The sequence below is a fragment of the Mycobacterium sp. NPDC006124 genome (assembly GCF_040614235.1).
Taxonomy (GTDB): domain Bacteria; phylum Actinomycetota; class Actinomycetes; order Mycobacteriales; family Mycobacteriaceae; genus Mycobacterium.
Genome location: NZ_JBEXUA010000011.1, coordinates 115,786 through 132,641 on the forward strand (window position 1 = coordinate 115,786; position 16,856 = coordinate 132,641).

Annotated in this window: 21 protein-coding genes; 10 read left to right on the forward strand and 11 right to left on the reverse strand. The window is 68.8% G+C overall.

The window, feature by feature from the left end; genetic code table 11:
* Nucleotides 1-2 precede the first annotated feature (2 nt).
* The 3 genes from ABZ195_RS21270 to ABZ195_RS21280 form a co-directional block, all read right to left on the reverse strand.
* Nucleotides 3-1,886, reverse strand: a complete 1,884-nt coding sequence (locus ABZ195_RS21270; protein WP_355221260.1) for a hypothetical protein — start codon at nucleotides 1,884-1,886, stop codon at nucleotides 3-5.
* Nucleotides 1,886-2,329, reverse strand: coding sequence for a hypothetical protein (locus ABZ195_RS21275; RefSeq protein WP_355221261.1), 444 nt, complete (start codon nucleotides 2,327-2,329; stop codon nucleotides 1,886-1,888). The genes ABZ195_RS21270 and ABZ195_RS21275 overlap by 1 nt, the downstream gene beginning before the upstream one ends.
* 218 nt (nucleotides 2,330-2,547) lie before the next feature.
* Nucleotides 2,548-3,552 carry an FtsK/SpoIIIE domain-containing protein gene (locus ABZ195_RS21280; protein ID WP_355221262.1) on the reverse strand — a complete coding sequence of 335 codons (1,005 nt, stop codon included), beginning with the start codon at nucleotides 3,550-3,552 and terminating at the stop codon, nucleotides 2,548-2,550.
* Between the two features lie 305 nt (nucleotides 3,553-3,857).
* Here ABZ195_RS21280 and ABZ195_RS21285 point away from each other — a divergent pair, with 305 nt between their 5' ends.
* Complete coding sequence (locus tag ABZ195_RS21285) at nucleotides 3,858-4,166, forward strand: hypothetical protein (protein ID WP_355221264.1); 309 nt, start codon at nucleotides 3,858-3,860, stop codon at nucleotides 4,164-4,166.
* A 163-nt stretch (nucleotides 4,167-4,329) separates the two neighbouring features.
* Here ABZ195_RS21285 and ABZ195_RS21290 read toward each other — a convergent pair whose 3' ends face one another.
* Nucleotides 4,330-6,054, reverse strand: coding sequence for a hypothetical protein (locus tag ABZ195_RS21290; RefSeq protein WP_355221266.1), 1,725 nt, complete (start codon nucleotides 6,052-6,054; stop codon nucleotides 4,330-4,332).
* 513 nt (nucleotides 6,055-6,567) lie between these two features.
* On the opposite strand from ABZ195_RS21290, the gene ABZ195_RS21295 reads away from it, so the two are divergent.
* The 3 genes from ABZ195_RS21295 to ligD all read left to right on the forward strand — a co-directional run bounded on the left by ABZ195_RS21295 (nucleotide 6,568) and on the right by ligD (nucleotide 8,907).
* Complete coding sequence (locus ABZ195_RS21295) at nucleotides 6,568-7,356, forward strand: hypothetical protein (protein WP_355221268.1); 789 nt, start codon at nucleotides 6,568-6,570, stop codon at nucleotides 7,354-7,356.
* Between the two features lie 4 nt (nucleotides 7,357-7,360).
* Nucleotides 7,361-7,834, forward strand: a complete 474-nt coding sequence (locus tag ABZ195_RS21300) for a hypothetical protein (protein ID WP_355221269.1) — start codon at nucleotides 7,361-7,363, stop codon at nucleotides 7,832-7,834.
* Nucleotides 7,835-7,983: 149 nt separating this feature from the next.
* A complete protein-coding gene (ligD, locus tag ABZ195_RS21305; protein WP_355221271.1) occupies nucleotides 7,984-8,907 on the forward strand; it encodes a non-homologous end-joining DNA ligase in 924 nt (307 codons plus the stop codon).
* A gap of 590 nt (nucleotides 8,908-9,497) precedes the next feature.
* On the opposite strand, the gene ABZ195_RS21310 is transcribed toward ligD, so the two are convergent.
* The 4 genes from ABZ195_RS21310 to ABZ195_RS21325 are packed head-to-tail and all read right to left on the reverse strand — an operon-like array spanning nucleotide 9,498 to nucleotide 11,564.
* Nucleotides 9,498-9,971, reverse strand: coding sequence for a transcriptional regulator (locus ABZ195_RS21310; protein WP_355221273.1), 474 nt, complete (start codon nucleotides 9,969-9,971; stop codon nucleotides 9,498-9,500).
* A 58-nt stretch (nucleotides 9,972-10,029) separates the two neighbouring features.
* The gene (locus ABZ195_RS21315; RefSeq protein WP_355221275.1) at nucleotides 10,030-10,914 is read right to left on the reverse strand and encodes a hypothetical protein; all 885 of its coding nucleotides are present in this window, start codon (nucleotides 10,912-10,914) and stop codon (nucleotides 10,030-10,032) included.
* Entirely contained in the window at nucleotides 10,914-11,153 is a 240-nt protein-coding gene (locus ABZ195_RS21320) for a hypothetical protein (protein ID WP_355221277.1), read from the reverse strand. Before ABZ195_RS21320 ends, ABZ195_RS21315 begins: the two co-directional genes overlap by 1 nt.
* Nucleotides 11,154-11,174: 21 nt before the next feature.
* Entirely contained in the window at nucleotides 11,175-11,564 is a 390-nt protein-coding gene (locus ABZ195_RS21325) for a DUF2510 domain-containing protein (protein ID WP_355221279.1), read from the reverse strand.
* Nucleotides 11,565-11,722: 158 nt separating this feature from the next.
* Between ABZ195_RS21325 and ABZ195_RS21330 the strand changes: the two genes are divergently transcribed.
* The 6 genes from ABZ195_RS21330 to ABZ195_RS21355 all read left to right on the forward strand — a co-directional run bounded on the left by ABZ195_RS21330 (nucleotide 11,723) and on the right by ABZ195_RS21355 (nucleotide 15,146).
* On the forward strand, nucleotides 11,723-12,115 hold the full coding sequence (locus ABZ195_RS21330; RefSeq protein ID WP_355221280.1) for a hypothetical protein: 393 nt from the start codon (nucleotides 11,723-11,725) through the stop codon (nucleotides 12,113-12,115).
* A gap of 80 nt (nucleotides 12,116-12,195) precedes the next feature.
* Nucleotides 12,196-12,864 carry a type IV toxin-antitoxin system AbiEi family antitoxin domain-containing protein gene (locus tag ABZ195_RS21335; RefSeq protein ID WP_355221282.1) on the forward strand — a complete coding sequence of 223 codons (669 nt, stop codon included), beginning with the start codon at nucleotides 12,196-12,198 and terminating at the stop codon, nucleotides 12,862-12,864.
* Nucleotides 12,865-12,906: 42 nt separating this feature from the next.
* On the forward strand, nucleotides 12,907-13,302 hold the full coding sequence (locus ABZ195_RS21340) for a hypothetical protein (RefSeq protein WP_355221283.1): 396 nt from the start codon (nucleotides 12,907-12,909) through the stop codon (nucleotides 13,300-13,302).
* The gene (locus tag ABZ195_RS21345) at nucleotides 13,295-13,675 is read left to right on the forward strand and encodes a helix-turn-helix domain-containing protein (RefSeq protein WP_355221285.1); all 381 of its coding nucleotides are present in this window, start codon (nucleotides 13,295-13,297) and stop codon (nucleotides 13,673-13,675) included. The genes ABZ195_RS21340 and ABZ195_RS21345 overlap by 8 nt, the downstream gene beginning before the upstream one ends.
* Nucleotides 13,676-13,833: 158 nt before the next feature.
* The gene (locus tag ABZ195_RS21350; protein ID WP_355221287.1) at nucleotides 13,834-14,778 is read left to right on the forward strand and encodes a nucleotidyl transferase AbiEii/AbiGii toxin family protein; all 945 of its coding nucleotides are present in this window, start codon (nucleotides 13,834-13,836) and stop codon (nucleotides 14,776-14,778) included.
* Between the two features lie 143 nt (nucleotides 14,779-14,921).
* Entirely contained in the window at nucleotides 14,922-15,146 is a 225-nt protein-coding gene (locus ABZ195_RS21355) for a hypothetical protein (protein WP_355221289.1), read from the forward strand.
* A gap of 18 nt (nucleotides 15,147-15,164) precedes the next feature.
* On the opposite strand, the gene ABZ195_RS21360 is transcribed toward ABZ195_RS21355, so the two are convergent.
* Genes ABZ195_RS21360 through ABZ195_RS21370 form a run of 3 tightly spaced genes read right to left on the reverse strand, consistent with a single transcriptional unit; the run spans nucleotide 15,165 to nucleotide 16,853 of the window.
* The gene (locus tag ABZ195_RS21360; RefSeq protein WP_355221290.1) at nucleotides 15,165-16,091 is read right to left on the reverse strand and encodes a hypothetical protein; all 927 of its coding nucleotides are present in this window, start codon (nucleotides 16,089-16,091) and stop codon (nucleotides 15,165-15,167) included.
* The gene (locus tag ABZ195_RS21365) at nucleotides 16,088-16,702 is read right to left on the reverse strand and encodes a hypothetical protein (protein ID WP_355221292.1); all 615 of its coding nucleotides are present in this window, start codon (nucleotides 16,700-16,702) and stop codon (nucleotides 16,088-16,090) included. Before ABZ195_RS21365 ends, ABZ195_RS21360 begins: the two co-directional genes overlap by 4 nt.
* Nucleotides 16,695-16,853, reverse strand: a complete 159-nt coding sequence (locus ABZ195_RS21370) for a hypothetical protein (protein WP_355221294.1) — start codon at nucleotides 16,851-16,853, stop codon at nucleotides 16,695-16,697. Before ABZ195_RS21370 ends, ABZ195_RS21365 begins: the two co-directional genes overlap by 8 nt.
* Nucleotides 16,854-16,856 lie beyond the last annotated feature (3 nt).

The following is a 16,856-nucleotide window of genomic DNA, read 5'->3' on the forward strand; positions in this document are numbered from 1 at the left end:
TTTTAGGGTGTGGCCTTGTCGGCGACTCGGGGAAGGCGATAGATGGGGGTGCTCAAGGGTCGGGTTCCGTTGCCGGCGCCGACGACAGCGGGAGCGACTCGGACCATCCGGATCTCGGAGCGGCCGACTCCGACTGGTTGACGGCGCCAGTGTCCGCGGCGCAGGTGCGCGGTCACCGTCCGTCCGGTGGGGTGTGAGCGGGTGGAGGCCGAGGCGGTGCGGGCGGCGTTGAGGACGTGCACGTGGCCGGCGGCCGCGGCGCGGTGCAGGGCCGCGCTGCGCTGGTGGGTGGTCGTGGTGGGGGTGTCGACGTCGGGTGGCTGGTGCCAGTCGGCCCAGGCGGCGACGGCAAGGAGCGCGTCGATCTGGTCGGCGTAGATGGTGCGGTCTCGGTGGGCGGGGACGATCCAGCGGCCGAGTACTCCGTAGAGGCCGGGCACGGCCAGACACCAGGCGAAGCGGCCGTTGGGGTTGCCGTCGGTGTCGGCGAGAAGGATCACGCCCTCGATGAGCGCGCCGCGGACGGCGATCAGGTCGGTGAGGGTGACGTGGTTGATGGCGTGGGGCTTGGCCAGGATCCAGTCCTGATGGTTGTTGACGTCGCCGTAGCGCAGCCAGTGCACGTTGAAGCGGTCGAGGGGGCCGAGGTCGAGGGTGGGGGCGTCGGGTTGGGGGTCGAGGATGATCGGCTTGCCGAGGGCGAGGAACACGTTGGGGTAGGCGAGGCGGATCCGGTCCCTGTCTTCGGCGGTGATGGGGTCGGAATCGAGGTAGCCGTGGACTTGTCCGGCGGGCATCCAATAGGTCGACGAGGCGGCCAGGGCTACGGCGATCTCCCCGTAGGCCGGCATGGCGGGGTCGGGGTCGGTGCGCGCCCAGGTGCCGGCGGCGGCCAGGGCGTACCAGTGGCGCAGGGCTACTGCGTCCGCGGGTGCGGGGTGCCGTGACGGTGGATGCATGGGGGTGGGGATACGCCCGGCCGTGGGGATGATGTCGCGGCTGCGGCGCCAGTGCGGGAGAAGGCTTTCCGCGGCTGCCCAGGGGTCGCGCAGCGCGTACCAGGCTCGGTCGGACAGGAGCGGGTCAACGGGTGGTGCTTGGGTGCGCGGAGAGGCGGTCGGTGGGCCGGTGAGCTCGGCGCCGAGCAGTCGGGCGACGGGGTGGTCTGGGTTGATGCGGGGATCGACGTAGGGGTTGGGGTGGCCGGCTAGGGCGACGATGGGTGTCAACGTGTGGACTTTGGCGGTCAGCCAGGCGTCGAGGAGTTCGGCGATGTCGCTGGGCGGCGGGTCGGCGATGTTCTGGTCGGTGCGTGCGCGCATCCATTGCGCCCACTCGCTGCGTAGGTGTCTGGGCGCCAGGGGCGCGGCGTCGGCCAGGGTGTGCGCCCGCGGGCGTCCCCTGTTGGGTTGAGCTCTGCGGTGGCCGCGGGCCTGGTCGATGCGCAGATTGGCTGTGACGCCGAGCTTTTCGCGGGTTGGGGATTCTTCCCACGCCATCATCACACCGTCGGGGTCGTCGCCGATGATGCCGATGATGCGGTCGAAGGTCTCGGGGCTGGAGCCGTAGTGCTTGACGATGTTGGCGAAGTAGGCCTTCCAGGCGTCGTCGAGCTGGGCGTGGACGTGGTGGGCGTCGCGCAGGGTTGCGGTGAGGACTTCGATGTCGGTGGTGAGTCGCGCTTGTTCGTCGGCGACGGCGGCGTCGCGTTCAGCTCGGTGCTCGGCGAGCTTGGTTTCCAGTTCGTCGCGGGCTCTGGCGTGTTCTTGGGCGGCGGCCAGGGCCGTGCGGGCGGTTGCGATGCTGGCGGTCAACGACTCGATCTCGGCGGCAAGGGCAAGGTTGTCGCGATTGGTTTTGCGTCCCTTGTACTTTCCGCGCGCCATCAGCGGTGCTCCCCCGGTTCGAGGTGTGGGTGGGCGGGGATTTGGGACAGGTTGAGGTAGTCGATGTGGGCGGCGGCCAGGCGTGCGGTGGTGTGGTCGTGGGCGTGGATGACGGCTTCGATCGCCGGCAGCAGGGATGGTGGTTGCCGGACCGTGGGCTCCTTCTGGGCCACCTGTTCGGCGTTGATGATGGCCTGGGTGCAGCCGCTCCAGGTGTGTTCGAGGTCGGCGCAGAGGTCTTCGACGGTTTCGCGGAGCGATTCCACCGCGGGGCTGGTGAGCGCGTCGCGGTCGCGTTCGGCTTGGTCGATTGCGGCGATGAGGGTGGCGGGGTCGACCGGGCTGCGGGTGGCGGCGGCGAGTTGGCGCTCTAGTTGGGCGAGCTCTGCTTTGAGCGCGTCCCGACGCTGGGGTGTCAGTTCGCTGGGATCGGTGCCGTCCATGTCTTGCACCTTCTCATGTGGTTCCGACGGGCCACGGGACTGACGAAGAGGGCGATGACCGCTCGCCCTGCGGGGTGGGTGGGTCGACCCCTGCACGGGACGTGCTATCTCCGCTGGTCAGAGGACCTTGGCCTGGGTGGTCCCGCACCGGCTCCCCATTCCGAGGACCTGGCCGGCGGCCCACCGGCCTGGCGCGAACGAGTTGGGGGGACGTGCTGTCATTGCTGGTCAGCGGCTATTCGCCTTGAAAGAGCTGCTGCGTCGTCGTCGAGGACGGTGAGGATGTGCACGGGGGTGTCGCCGAGGGCGGTGGGTGGTGCGATGTGGGCGTGGCCGAGACCCGGCGCCAGGCTCCAGGCGCCGGGGTGGCCGAGGGCGAGCGTCGACTCCTCGCGGCGGAACGTGTGGAAGGCGATCACCGTGTCCGGCCGGAAGCGCACCGTCTCGTGGGGCCGGCCGGGGACGGGCACGGTCCAGCGGTCGGTGGTGTGGAGCTGCTTGAGGGACACGATGAGGTGAATCCCGAGGTCGCGGCCGTGGTCGATGATCCGCTGAACGGTGGCGGCGGCGACGGGGTTGAAGTCCAGGAACTCGTCGAGGTCGTCGATGACGACCACGAGTTCCGGTTCACGGTCCCGCTTCGGCGAAGTGGCTGTCCGGCTGTCGATCTCGGCGTCGAGGTAGGCGCACCAGCGCGCGACGTCGGGGTGAACGTCGTCGTCGCGGTAGTCCCACCTGTCGAAGCACTGGGTGGCGAGGTGTGGAAGTGCGGTGATGGAGTGTAGGAGTCCCCATTTGCCGCCGGCGCAGGCGAAGGTGATGCGCTCGGGTGGGTAGAGGGCGCACATCGCCAGCGTGATGGTCCTCAGCGCGGCGGTCTTGCCGGCGCCGGGGACGCCGAGGACGGCGGTGACGCTGTTGGCGGAATTCAGCTGCAGGGTGGCGATGGTGGGTTCGTCGATCGGGGTGGCGATCGGGACGGTCAGGTCGTGATCCGTCGCGTGCTGGCGCCATGAGGCCGGCCACGTCATGGCGGCGGGGTCGGTGATCTGAAGGGCGTCGAGGAGTCGGCGGTCGGCCCGAGACAAGGGGTCGCCGTGGGGGTTTGCGTCGTCGAGGGCGTCGGCGGCGGTGGCGGTGACCGCGCGGAGTGCCTCGGTGTAGGGGACGTGGTGTTGGCGCTGGTAGGCGCGTGCGGCGTTCTTGCGCGCGTTGGGGGTCATGGGGTTTGGCTCCTCGTTGTGTGCGCGGCCGTGGGTGCGGATCCACACCTTCCGCGGCGGTCGCGGTGCAACGGGCATTCCTGGGCGCGGCGCCCGGAGGGCGTTGTCCTGTCGTCGGTGCCGGTGTGGGGCGTCCGTTCGAGGAGTGCAGCCGCACGCCGGCGGCATGGGGTCATCGTAGGGCGGTGGGCGGCGGCAGACGCCGGGGACGTGGCATCGCCGCTGGTCGGTGGTGTGTTTCGGTCACTGATAAGGGGGCTTCTCAGCGGCGGATTGGTGCGCTTGGAGGGCTCGGTGGTTGCGTGGTGCCGATGGGAGATGAGGCGGTGTTGGCGGAGCAGGCCCGTGCGATCGCGGCGCAGCTCGATGGGCGGTGGTTCGCCGACTTCGACGAGCTGTGTCGGTTCGCGGAGGTCCTCGTCGCGGTCGAGTACTTGGTGTCCCCGGTCGACGTCGTGGAGTTCTTCCGCCGGCCGTGGCGGTACTCGGCTGAGCACGCGGTGTGGCGGCGCAGTGGGCGGCCGGTCGAAGTCGGTGGAGCTGCGGGTGAGGTGTTGGTGGCGTTGTTGGAGGCCGGCGGCCGCGGCGCTCCCCCGTTGACGCTTGCCCCGTAGCCGCCCTGCCTGCGGCGATGGCATGTCCCCGCCGTGTGGCGACGCTGGATCCGGCCGCGGCGCCTGCGCGGCGGCTGCTGCGGCGCGGCTCGATCGATGGTGGGTGTTCGGCAGCGGGCCCGGCTCGACCCGGCACAGTGCGGGGACGTGGCGTCCCGGCTGGTCAGGATGCCTTTGCGATGGCCGTAAGGGCCTGGGCTTCGGCTTCGGCCACCAGGTCCTCGGCGACCAGGTAGACCGTCGGTCGGCGTTCGACTCCGGATGCGGGTTCGACGCGCACGCAACGCAGCGCGGTGCCGGGCGGAATGATCACCTCGTCCTCGCCGGCGTTAGCGGAGATCGCCTTGACCGGCAGGCCGTCGCGGGTGCGGATGGCCATCAGGTAGGAGCCGGGCCCGCGGTCGGCGAATCGGGTGGCCGTGGCGGTGCGGGTGGTGGCTGAGGCGATCTGGCCCACTTCGACTTTCGCGCCGACGGGGAACGCGGTGGCGAGGTAGTCGGCGGGCGGGCCGGTGTAGCCGGCGGGGACGCGGGTGCCGCGGACGACGGTGACGGGTTCGCGGGAGGCGTTGTGGCGGGCGTACTTGTCGAAGGCGCTGCGCAGATGGGTGCAGGTGTTGGCGATCGCCGGCGTCGGTGAGCTGGTGCGGCCGGTGAAGACGTCGTTGATCTGGATGTAGGCCCCGGAGCCGATGTGCCGGCCGCTGGTGTAGGTGCGCAGCGCATCACGCTCGTCGGCGGTCAGCACCGTGTTGACGAAGCGGGCGTGGGTCTTGGCGAGGTTGCCGATCGGGGTGGTGCGCAGTGTGCCGTAGACGTCGTGCAGGCCCCACGCTGTGAGGTCACCGCCCCTTCGGGTGATGACGGTGTAGTCGCGGGCGGATTCCGGTCCGTAGGAACGGATTCCGCTGTGCGCCAGCAGGGTGTGGGTTGCGGCGCCGAGGCTGGGTGCGGGCAGGGTGTGGTGCTCGAAGTGCGGGATGTGTGCACCGCCGCGGGTCGGTGTTCCCAGCGCGTGGCGGTAGGCGGTCGTGTACGCCTGATCGGGGTCGTCCCCGGACAGGCTGGCGACGCGGCGGGCGGCCTGGCCGGCGGTCTCCGCGGCGGCCAGGCGCTGGCGGTGGCGATGTCGTGCGGTGGCGTCGAGCAGCTCGGTGCGCAGCGGCGCCGCGGCGGCGGCATCGACGATCTCGTCCCGCGCATGGGTCAGGTGTTCTGCCAGGAACGCCTGCTGCTCGTCGGGAGTGGGGAGCCGGCCGTAGGCCGCCTGTGTGGCCAGCTGCAGCGTGATGTCGGCGTGGGATCGGTACGCCTGCTGCTGGAGATCGTCGATGCCGCCTGGAGGGTGGTCGAGTGGGGTGAGGACGGGAATGCGGTTGGCCATCGTGATGGCGGTCTTGTAGGTGGATGCGGTGGCCAGGGTGCGGTAGGCCTGGCCGTCGCGGAGCGCGACTGCGTAGTCGCCGCGGCGTGTCCGGTACACCGCGGTGTCGGCGTCGAGCAGGGTCGCCGACGTGGTGTCGACGGAGCCGCCGGGTCGATGGATGGGGATTTCGGCGCGCTCGGTGATCGTGGTGTCGCGGACGGCGCCGGTCAGGTACGCCGGCAGGGCTGCCAAGGCGGCGTCGACGTCGGGGCGGATATTGGTGCGGCGGGCGGTGATGAGCGCGTCGACGTCGGTGTCGGTGAGGTTGGCGAGCAGCTCGTCACGCTGGGGGCTGGGTGCGGCGGCGAGGTATTCGGTGACCGTGTGGGCGGTCAGCTGGGCGTGCAGCTGCTGGTGCTGGGCGGTGAGGGCGTCGGTGGCGGCCGCGGATCTCTCATAGGCGGCGCGGGTGTCCCCTGAGCATCGGCGGGGCCCGCCGGGGTCGTTGGTGGCCAGGCACATGGTCAGTGCTGGGGTGCGTCGCGGTCGCCGGACACCTGTTCTCCTTCTGTGGTCGTCGATGGGGAAGTACCGGCGGGCGGGGTGGTTTCCGTCGTCGAGGCCGGCGAAATGTTGGCGGGGTCCGGCGCGTGGGGTCGTCGCTGCGGGATTTCGCCGGGTTTCGGCGCCCGGTTTGGTCACTGCCCGCTGTTAGCGTGAAAGTGCGTCCTCGACCCCCCGGAGGACGTCTCTACGCCCCCGGCCGCTCCTCCCCCCTGCGGCTGGGGGCGCCTCACATTCGCGGCTCGAATTCAGCGGCGGCGGGCCGCCGATTCGGTCGCTGAGTGGATCTAGACTTTCGTGTATCGCCGCGCATGGTGGCGTGAATCTCGGCATCGACTGCCGCCGCCCACATCGGCCAGTCACATCAGACCGGGACAAGACCCGACGGGTTCCCGTGCAGCTACCCAGCAAAGGCACTTCCGCGCAGATGTGGGGCGACGCGGAGGATACGACTTTGGATGGGAGATTCCCTTGTCTGACAACGAATCCCGCAAGCGTGCTGCGCGCGAATTCCAGGCGGCCAATCCGGGCACGTCCTACACGCGTGCTCTGCGGCAGGTCGCCAAGAAGCGGATCCGGCGGCCGCTGACAGCTGTTCTCGGCACCGGTGTCGACGGGCGGCCGGTTGAGGTGAACCTGGACTGGCTGAGCGACGGCGGCAGCGGCCCGCACTGCATGGTCGCTGGTGACGAGGTGTCGTCACTGCTGACCGTGCTGGCCACCGGGCTCGCCGCAGGCCAATCCCCCGGTGATCTCGAGTTGGTGGTCTGCGCGGGCGAGGACACGCGGCTCGACGTGGTGCACCGCAGAGTCGTCGCAGATGAGCTGGCAGATGTCGTCAACGAGCTGCTGGCGTCCCGGATCGAACTCTTCCGGTCGATCGACGCGCTCGACATCAAGGATGCCTGCGGCCGCGGTCACCCGGTGCCGACGACGGTGGTGCTGATCGACGACCACGATGGCGCCTGGGCGCGCTCGGAGGCGTTGGCGCGGTGGCTGCGAGTGGGCCGTTCTGCTGGCATCGACATCGTGGTGGGGACGCCGATCGCGCAACCCACCGCTGTGACCTCAGCCGATGCCATGTCCCCGGCCGTGGCGTTCGATCGCGTCGTGCGCGCCGCGGTGGCTCGGAACGGGCTGCTGGCCAGCATGGCGTCGGCGACGATCGTGGACCGCGGCCAGGGCCACTGGACGCTGCGCACGAGCGACCGATGGGGACACAGCGTGCTGACCGACTTCACCCTCACCAGAGGGGTGTAGCGGCGTGGTCTTCATTAGCTCCGACCGCCTGGTCAACATCACCGAGGCCAGGAACGGCTTCAGTGTGCTGTTGGCGGATGTGCGCGAAGGGCGCATGACGCACATCGTGAAGGGTTCGGAGGTGGTTGCCCATCTGGTGCCATCAACGGCACGGATCATCGACCAGGACGCGTTGTTGATGGCGATGGCGACGGCACTGCTGCGCAGCGAAGCCGAAGCGCTCAGCCAGGAGCGCGCGGGCTCTGGCGCCGGCGTCGACACCGGGCGCCTGTTCGTCTGGGCGTGGCGCACTGACGTGCGGCTGTTCCGCAGCTTGCTGCGCCGGTTCGGCGAGCTGCTCAGCGCGTCGGCCGGCCGGCCCTACAGCGTCCCGGATGTGTTCGAGGTTCTGCGTGGCGCCATGCGCGATGCGGGCCTCGGTGACAGCGAGCTCTCCGCTGCCGAACGCAGTTCACCGGATCTCACCGCACAGCGGTAGACCAGTCGCACCTTCAGCGGTTCCCCCGACTACTGGACAAAGGGTCGTTGCAGCGCTCTGACGGATTCGGGCGATCGGCAAGGTCAACGTAGCGTCGAGTCGTGGCCGCTGCGCGTTCCGTGGTGCGCCGGCGGGCGACGCCGGCGCCGATGCTGGCCACCCTTGGCCCGCCGCCGTCTGGTGATCGATGGGCGGTGGAGTGGAAGTTCGACGGCCAGCGGGCCAGCCTGATCGTGGATCGCGGCGCGGTCGTCACGTTCTCGCGGAACGGTGCCGATGTGTCCTTGACCTTCCCGGAGATGGCGTCGGTGGGTGAGGCTGTGGGGGGTCGGTCGGTGGTGCTCGACGGTGAGATCGTGGCGCTCGACGCGCAGGGGCGCCCGTCGTTCACGCGGCTGCAGCGACGGTGGCCCCAGCAGCGCCGCCCGAAACCTGACCTTCTCCGATCAGTTCCCGTGAAACTCATGGCTTTTGACGTGATCTCGATCGATGGGCGGGATCTCACTGACGAGCCGTATGTGAAGCGCCGCGAGATCCTGGAGTCGATCGTCGTCGAGGAGACCGGGGTGGTGACGGTGCCCAAGGCGTTCTTCGGTGTGCCGGCCGCGGACATGTTGGAGGTCGCCGCTCAACATCAGATGGAGGGGATAGTCGCCAAGAGGGTGGACTCTTCGTACCGGGAGGGTCGCTCGCCGTGGTGGGTGAAAACGCCGGTGCGGCAGACGGCGGAGCTTGCGGTGGTGGCGTTCGCGGGCCCGCCTGGACGGGTGGGAGCGCTGTTGGTGGCCGGGCACCGCGAGGATGGCGTGTTGGAGTTGGTCGGGCAGGTCGGTACGGGGTTCAGCGCGGTGATGCGCCGGCATCTGTTCGAGGCTTTGCACCCGCTTGTGCGCGCGGTGGCCCCGGTGGCGAATCCTCCTGTTGAGCAACAGGGTTGGCGGTGGGTGGAGCCGCTGCTCGTGGGTGAGGTGGCGTTTCGAGAGTGGGTGCCGGGTCGTGGCCTTCGGCACGCCAGCTGGAAGGGCCTGCGTGAGGTCGACGCGCACGGGACACAGCTGCCGCTCGTGATCTAGCTGGACGTCTCAGGGGATTGCCTACGCGGCGTGATGAGCCGATGCGGGCGCTACTCCGGATTGCATTCGGCATCAGGGCTGTAACGCGAGAGTTGGCGTTGCGTAGCCATTGTCGCCAAGCGTTGTGCAGGCAGTGCACACCGACGGTCGACCACAGCGCCGCGACTGCTAGGGACGAAACGTGGGACCACCCGCCGGCGGTCAACCCGTACAGGAAGGTGTTGGCTGCGAGCGCAATGCACACCAGGCCGTTGAGTATCTTTCCGCCCGTCGTTTCCGTGAGCCATGCACCGACCTGCCGAGCACCGGCCAGCCCCTGGTCGTAGACGCGCCAAGCGATCACGGCGGCGGCGACCAGTCCGCTGACGACGAGTACCCCGAGCAGCACCTCCCACGTGTCGACTGGCCCAGCAGACGCCTCGAAGAGACCGAAGAGCTTTACCATCGCCGCTATAGAGCAGCCGAGAATCACTCCCCCAGCGATGACCGCCATGAGTCGAGTTGCCCGTTCATATCGCGGCGCGCGGTCCTTACCCTTCATGCGCTTCATCCTTCCATTGAGGTGTGTCGAAACCGTTGCTCCGGTGCCGTCAGCTTTCGATACGGACGAGTACTTCGTGTTCGGGTGGGCAGTGGTAGCGCAGGTAGGTCAGCCGGTGGCGGCCGTCGCCGATCGCTGTGTCGCTCGCGTTCAGTCCGTTGGTCAGCCACGCCCATACCGGGTAGTCGGTGCGGTGCGGTGCGGCCCAGTTCAGCCATGGCGCCTCCGAGTCGAGTGGTTGGTTGAGCAGCGGCGACGATCGTGCCAGGGCGGTTGCGGCGTCCACGCCGGCGACCAGATCAGCGCTCCAGGGCAGTTGCCTGAGTTCTTTGAGGACGGTCCGTCGGTAGTCGGGGTCACCGCTGACGAGGGCGCGGCGATGCGCCTCGGGGTCCCAGAAGTCGTCGTCGCCGAGAAGTGCTCGCAGCTCGTGTTCGAGGTTGCCGTAGCGGCCGCCGTGCTTGCCGAGGCCGGACGGCCAGGGCAACGATCCCAGCGCACGGATTCGATACGTCACGGGCATGACGACACTCCCCTTTCGAGGTGGGCCCACCGATCGGATGCCGCTGTGGCGATGAGCATTAGGCGGGGATTCCGTTCTGTGCGATCCAGGTTTGTAGTCCGGGCATGAGGTCGGCGACGTTGATGTCGCCGCCGCGCTGTCGCTTGAGTTCACGCAACGTTTTGCGGGCCGTGGAGGCGAACTTCTTGTCGGCCCGTTCGCGGCACTCGGCCATGATGGCCTCGGGGGTGCGGTCGTGTTTGGCCGCCAGGGCCGCGACGGCGGCGTTGACGGTGCGGCGCCATTCGTCGGCGGAGGGGTGGTCGTCGCCGTACCAGTGCAGATCGCCCAGCGCTGTGGCGATGGCGTTGGTCGCGGCGCGCTCGGTCTTGTAGAGCGTCTTGCCGGTGTCGGGGTCGGTGACCGCGGCCGCCGCGGCGGCGGTGGCCTTGGTGGCCTTCTCGGCGGCGCGTTGTTCGCGTTGGAGGTCGGTGGGGCGGCGGATCTCGCCGACGCGCGCGAGAACTTCAGTTGGCGCTGAGGGGTAGCAGGTTGTGCAGGCGAGTTCCCCTGCGGCGTAGACGATCTGGTCTTCGTTGTGTCCGCTGTAGTCGGTGAGCCAGGCGTAGCGGGTAGTCGGCCAGCAGGTGGCGCAGCCCATCGAGCTGTGGACGTGGCCGCCGGTGTTCTGGACGAGGAAGGCTCGGGTCCAACCGCCTCGGCGGTCGTATTCGTCGTTGTAGGGGCGCATCTGCTCGGTGATGGCTGCGATTTTGGGTGCGTAGTCGTCAGCCTGGGCGTCGAGTCGTGCGGCGCGGGCGGGGTCGGGGTGGCGGCCGGTGCGGGCGTGGCGTGCGGAGCTACGCAGGCTGTCGGCGTGGGAGATCAGTTTGGCGCGTTGGAATCCCAGTTCGTTGAGGATGGCGTCGATTTGGGCGGGTGTCTGTGCGGTGAGGTCGGTCATCAGAGGGTCGCTCCGTAGGTGTTGCCCTGCAGGGCGTTGGCGATGGCGCTGGCGATCACGGCGACCTGGTTACAGGTGATGGTGCCGCGCTGCAGCTCGATCAGTTCGGTGACGGCGTTGCAGGCGACGATCTTGGCGGTGTCGCCGAACGCGTCGAGGCGGCCGATGGCGTCCTCGTGGGCTTGTCCGGCGGTGAGGTAGTCGCCGGCGCGGAAGTGGCAGCTCGGGGTGCTTCGCATGGGGTTTCTCCTTCTCGTTGGTCAGGCGGCGTCGGCGGGCGGGTAGTCGCCGAAGATGCCGCGTTCGTCTCCTTGGGCGGCGAGCTCGTTCTGGCGATCGGCGTCGGCGGCGAGGCGGGTGTTGCGGCGTTCGATCCAGCGGACGGCGAACACGATGGCGGCCACGACGGCGATGGTGGGGACCAGCCATTCCCACTGCCAGATCATGCAGGCGATCCAGAACACGATGAGGGTGGTCCACGCGGGGTGGCGCTGGAACCAGTCCTTGGTGGTCGGCGCGACGGCGACGGGGACGTGGATGACGGTGGGTGCGGCCAGGGCCTCGGTCCACTGCTGTCCGTCCCAATAGCGTTGTTGGGCAGCGCCTGTGGGGTCGGGGTACCAGCCGGCGGGCGGGGTGGTGTTGGTCATCGTGCCTCCCAAGTTCTCGACCTCCCTACTGTAAACTGATTTACATACGTTGTAAAGTGGTTTGCGTGACTCGAGTTGAGAAGTACTGTGATGCCGCCGGGTAGTCGGCCGGCGGGTGATCGGGCGCGCTCGCGCGTTCCACGAACAGGAGGCTCGTTGTGAGGGTGATTCTGCGGACGCCGGCGGAATTGGTCGCCGAGTACGACCTGCCCGATCTCGACGACAGCGCCACCGATGCCGAGGTCCTGGCCGCCGCGGCCGCCGCCGAGCCCGTGCAACGAAGCGGGCCGGAGGTCGTCGGCGAGCCCTACGTTCACGCACGCGTGGTCGAGCGCAGCCTGGGCAGGCTGGCCGAGCAGGGACGGCGCCTCTCGGAGGCGGAGTCTCGGCTTGGCGCGGAGAAGGACGCCGCCCGGAAGTTGGCGCAGCAGTACTTCAAGGAGGGCCGGAGCAAGCGCGAGATCATCGAGGCGCTGGGCGTTTCGCGCCCGACGTTGGACTCCTGGCTGGGCGAGGGGTCCACGCGTCCGCGGAAACGAGGCGGCGGGTGAGGTCGCAGAGGGTGTGGCGGCGCGCGAAAGCGGCGCTGAGCAGCGGCGATACCACGTCCCTGGATTGCTACTATTGCTGCATGGCCGACGGGCAGGTGTGGGGCCGGCTGCATGCTCTGGCGGCCGGGCAGTTCGGGCTCTTCACGGCGGCCCAGGCCCGTCACCAGGGTGTCGCGCGCTATGAGCTGGCCCGCCGGGTCGGTTCCGGTGAGTTGTACCGGGCACACCACGGCGTGTACGGGTTCACCGAGGACGCGGCCGACATGTTCGCCTTCGAAGACTGGGCGGCACAGTGGCTGGCGCTGCGGCCGGAGGACGACGTGGAGTTGCGGCGCGCGGATCCGGATTGCGTGATCAGCCACGACAGCGCCGCGGTGATCCGCGATCTGGGCACGGTCGTCGCACGCGGATTGTTTCTGACCGGCCCGCGGCGCATCAACACGCGGTCGCCGCGAGTGCACGCCTACCGGCGCGAGATCGGCGCCCGAGGAGTCGACTGGGACATCACGGAAGGCCTTCCCGTGGCCACGCCCGGCCGAATCATCGCCGACCTGGCGCGCGACGATCTGGACGGCTCCCATCAGGGCGCGGTCATCGCCGACGTCCTCGACCAGGGCCTGCTGACGTTGCACGAGGTGGGCGCTCGCCTGGACCCGTTTGCAAGCCGCTGGAGCGAGGGCGGCGGGGTGGCGTTGGCTCGGCGATTCGTCGCCGAGGCGGGACGCTTGGCGCCTGCTTTGACCACGTAATATCGCTTGCGCGTAATATCGTTTCTGAGTAATATTCTCGGTGTGTTGATCGACTGGTCGGGTGAGTTCGACGCCTACCTCACGCGGCTGGAGGAGTCGGATCTCGCCGACGATCAACGCAGGCTTGATCTGCTGTACGCGGAGCTGGAGGTGCTCGCAGACCTCGACGGTGCGCCGGCTGAGGACACCGCGACCGTCAAGCGGGTTCGGCAGTCACGTCGCTACCCGGTGTGGCGCGTGGCGCATCCGTTCGTATCCGGGTTCGCGGTTCGGCTGATCGTGTGGTTCCCGTCGGACCGGGAAGTGGTCGTCGCCCTGTTCTCGGCCGACAAGGCGAACATGGGCGACGTGTTCTACGACAGCGTCGGAACGCGCGCTGACGCGGCGATCGATTCGTGGAAGATGCAAACCGAGAGGGAGAGGCGCAGAGATGAGTGAGGACTTCGTGCGGGGCAACGATCGGTTGGCCAAGGCACTCGCCGACCCGAAGCGGCGCGCACGTGTCGATGTAATCCGAACGCAGATGCGCCAGGCTGATCGTGCACACAAGATGGGCTTGGCCGCGGTGCGCCAGGCAGCGAATCTGACTCAGGTCGAACTGGCGAACCGCATGGGGATCGGTCAGGCTGCGTTGTCTGGCATGGAGAACCGAGAGGATCTGCTGTTGTCGACATTGGCGAGTTACCTCGAAGCGGTCGGCGCGCGGGACGTGATGATCACGGCGCGGCTGGGGGATAACGTCGTCGAGCTCGCACTCTCGTCGGGTGACGCAGCACCTGCCGTGTCCGAGCCGCCGGCGCTGTCGCCTTGAGCCCTCTTCGTGCGACGGGACAACGACTTTGAGCACCTCCGGCGGCGCGCGGCGGCGGTGGTGTAACGCGGCGCATGTGCAAGGCCAGTAACGAGCGCGGCGGACCGAAACGCTGTTCGGCCGACATGCGGGCCCGAGCGCAGGAGTCCCGTGACCGGGTGGCGGCGCTGGAGCGGCGTGAGCGCGAGATCGAGGAGCTACTCGACGAGCGGCGCACGTACGGATCTGAGGCTGCTTTCCGGGCCGCGCTGAACACGCGGATCCGGGAGGTCGCGCGGTCGTCCGGTGTTGATTCCGCTGAGGTGGCGCGGCGGTTCGCATTGCAGCAGTTCGTGTCTCGTCTGTTCGATCGGGATCCGGAGTCGTGGCTGGTGACCGGGGGCACGGCGTTGCAGTTCCGGACGGCTGAGGCGAGGGCGACGGCGGATCTGGACCTGGCTGCGACTCGTGGTGTCGAGGACCTGACGGCGGCGTTGACGGCGGCGTCGCGGCGCCGCGCGGGCGAGCACGGTGAGTTCGTGGTGTCGGTGAGTCCGGGTAGTGGCCCTGGAGCGTTCACCGGCAAGATCACCTACCTGCTGAACGGGTCGCGGTTCTCGGTGGCCAAGTTGGATGTCGCTGCGGGGCGGCAGTTTCCGTTTGAGCCCGACACGCTGGTCCCCGATCCTGTGGTGGCGATCGACGACGTGCGGCCGATGTCGGCGGTTCGGACGTACTCGGTCAGCTCCCATGTCGCGGATAAGGTCGCGGCGATGTACGAGCTGCATGGCAGCAGCGGTGAGTCGCCGTCGACGCGTTCCCACGATCTGGCCGACATCGTGATCTTGTCGCGGTGCGCGCGCGTCGACGCCGAGGAGCTGCGTGCTGCGGTTCGCGGGCAGGAGCAGCGCCGCGGTGTTGTGGTGCCCACTCCCCTGTCCTTGCCCACTGAGCAGTGGCGGCGCAGCTATCCGGCGCGGGTTATGGGGGCTGGGTTACCTGCGGAGTTGCGGGATGCCGATGCTGCGCTCGTGGAGGCGGACCGGTTCGTGGGTGCGGTGCTAGATGGTCGGGTTCGGTCGGGTACCTGGGATCCCGATCGCCGATCGTGGCTGCCGTTGTAGGTCGCTAGCTGGCGTGATGGCATGTCCCCGTCGTGGGAGCCGGCTGGAGATCCGGGTCGGGGATCGCCGAGGGAAAGGCAATCGGAGACGAATGTGGCTCTGGTGGTGGACTCTGAGGTCGTCGCGTTCGTATCGTCCCCGCCATGAACCGGTTTCTGCACTTTCAGGCCCAGCAATTGCGTGTCATCGCAGAGCTTTTCGAGCTAGCCGGGTTGCTGCCTGATCGGTGGCTTTCCCGCGCGATTCCGGTTGAGGTCGCCCGGCTTGGGCCGTTTCTGGACACGCCGGCTGGCCAGGAGCAGTTGGCTCTCTATCTCGACCGTGTGGGCATTGTGCTTGGCGCTGCGGCGGCGAAGTGGACGTGGTGAGGCGCCGGCGTTGGGGGCTCAGGTGAGGCTGCGCAGGAGTTGGCCGAGTCGGACGAGGCGCTGGCCGGACGCCAGGCATTTCGGGGCGAGGGCGGCGGCCGGTCCGCCGGAGAGCTGCTCGGCGAGGGCGGTGGGTTCGCCGGCGGCCATGACGGCGGCGATCGCGGCTTCCAGGTCGATCAGGACCTGGGCGGCTGCGGCCGGTTCGGTGGCGTGCGGCGGCGCGGCCGGCTGCGTCGCCCCGGCGGGGGTGGCTTCCGAGTGGGTCGGTGGCTGGCCGCCGGAAGGCGGGGCGGGTGTGTCGTCGGCGGTGGAGGGTTCGTCGTCCCAGGGTGGGGTGTCTGACGGCACCTGGTCCCAGCTGTAGCCATCGGTCGCACTGGGGGTGTGGTGGTCGGTGTCGTCGTCGGGCACGGACGCCGGAACGAGCGCGCCGAGTGGGGATTGCGTTGCAGGGGTGACGGTTTCGGTGATGGGTCCGAAGCCGGGGTCGGTGGTGCGTTGCGTAACGGAGTCGATCAGTTCGCGCAGGGCGTCGGTTTGGGCGTCGGGCTCGGTGATGCCTTCCAGGGCGGTGGGGGCTTGCTCGATGACGACGCGGGCACCGGTGATGCCGAGGCGGGCGACGTCGGAGGACGTGACGGGGATGCGGGTTCCGGGGGTGGTGAGTTCCTGGAGGGGAAGGATGAGCCCGACGATGCCCTGCTGGTAGCGGCGGGCGTTGGAGGCGGCGCATCCGAGTTGGTCTTGGACGAAGGCGGTGAAGCCGATGTAGGGGCGGCCGGCGCCGTCGTTGATGTAGCGCCAGTCTTCGTCGCGGTAGATCTCGGCGAGGACCTCGAACGCTGTTTGGAAGGCGTTGTGCAGCTGTTCGGCTCGGCGCAGGGCGCGCTCTTGGCGGGTTTCGATGATGCCGGGTTCCTGGAAGATGAGTTCGGCGCTCATCGCTGGTCTCGCTGCGTGATCGCGGTGTCGACGAGGGTGGCGGCGTCGTCGAGGAAGGCGCTCACGCGTTTCCTGGTGTCCGGGTCCTGCCATGCGGTGGCGATGACGTCGGCGAGGTCTGCAGTCAGGACGCCGAATTCTGCGGTGGTGTCCAGTCGGAGTCTCTTGCGGGTCTGCAGGTCGGGCAGCAGGCGCAGCAGGGTGACGGTGACGGTGTTGGTGTCCACCGAGGCGGTGGTGGTGCGGAACGTGCCCATGATGCGTTGTTCGACAAGGATTTTGACGAGTGGGTCACGGAAGGTTCCGACGGGGACGACGGCCAGGGGTCCGTCGTTGTCGCTGGCGTTGCCGCGGCGCAGGCGTTCTTCGTACTCTTCGCCGGCCATGGCGAGCCCGGCCAGGTAGGTGGTCTTGAGCTCTTTGCGTTCGCTGTCGTCTCGGCTGAGTTCGTAGCGGCGGAAGGTCTCGGCGGCGCCGTCGGGGGTGGAGGCGTACGCGATCGCGTCGGCGTCGCGGCGGCGACGCGCCTTGTCCAGCTTGGACTGGACTTTTGCGAGTTCGCGGAGCAGCTCTTCGCGGGTGGGTTCGGCCTGGGTCATGGTGTCAGTCATTGTCTCGCTCCTGGGCTTCGTTGACGCCGAAGAAGTCCTCGGCGGCGGCGGTGGCCTCCTCTTCGGTGGCCGCGGTGAAGCTGTGTCGCTCGCCGGTGTCGGGGTCTTCGACTTCGATCTCGACCTGGGCGTGCTGCTCGGGGGTGTTCATGGT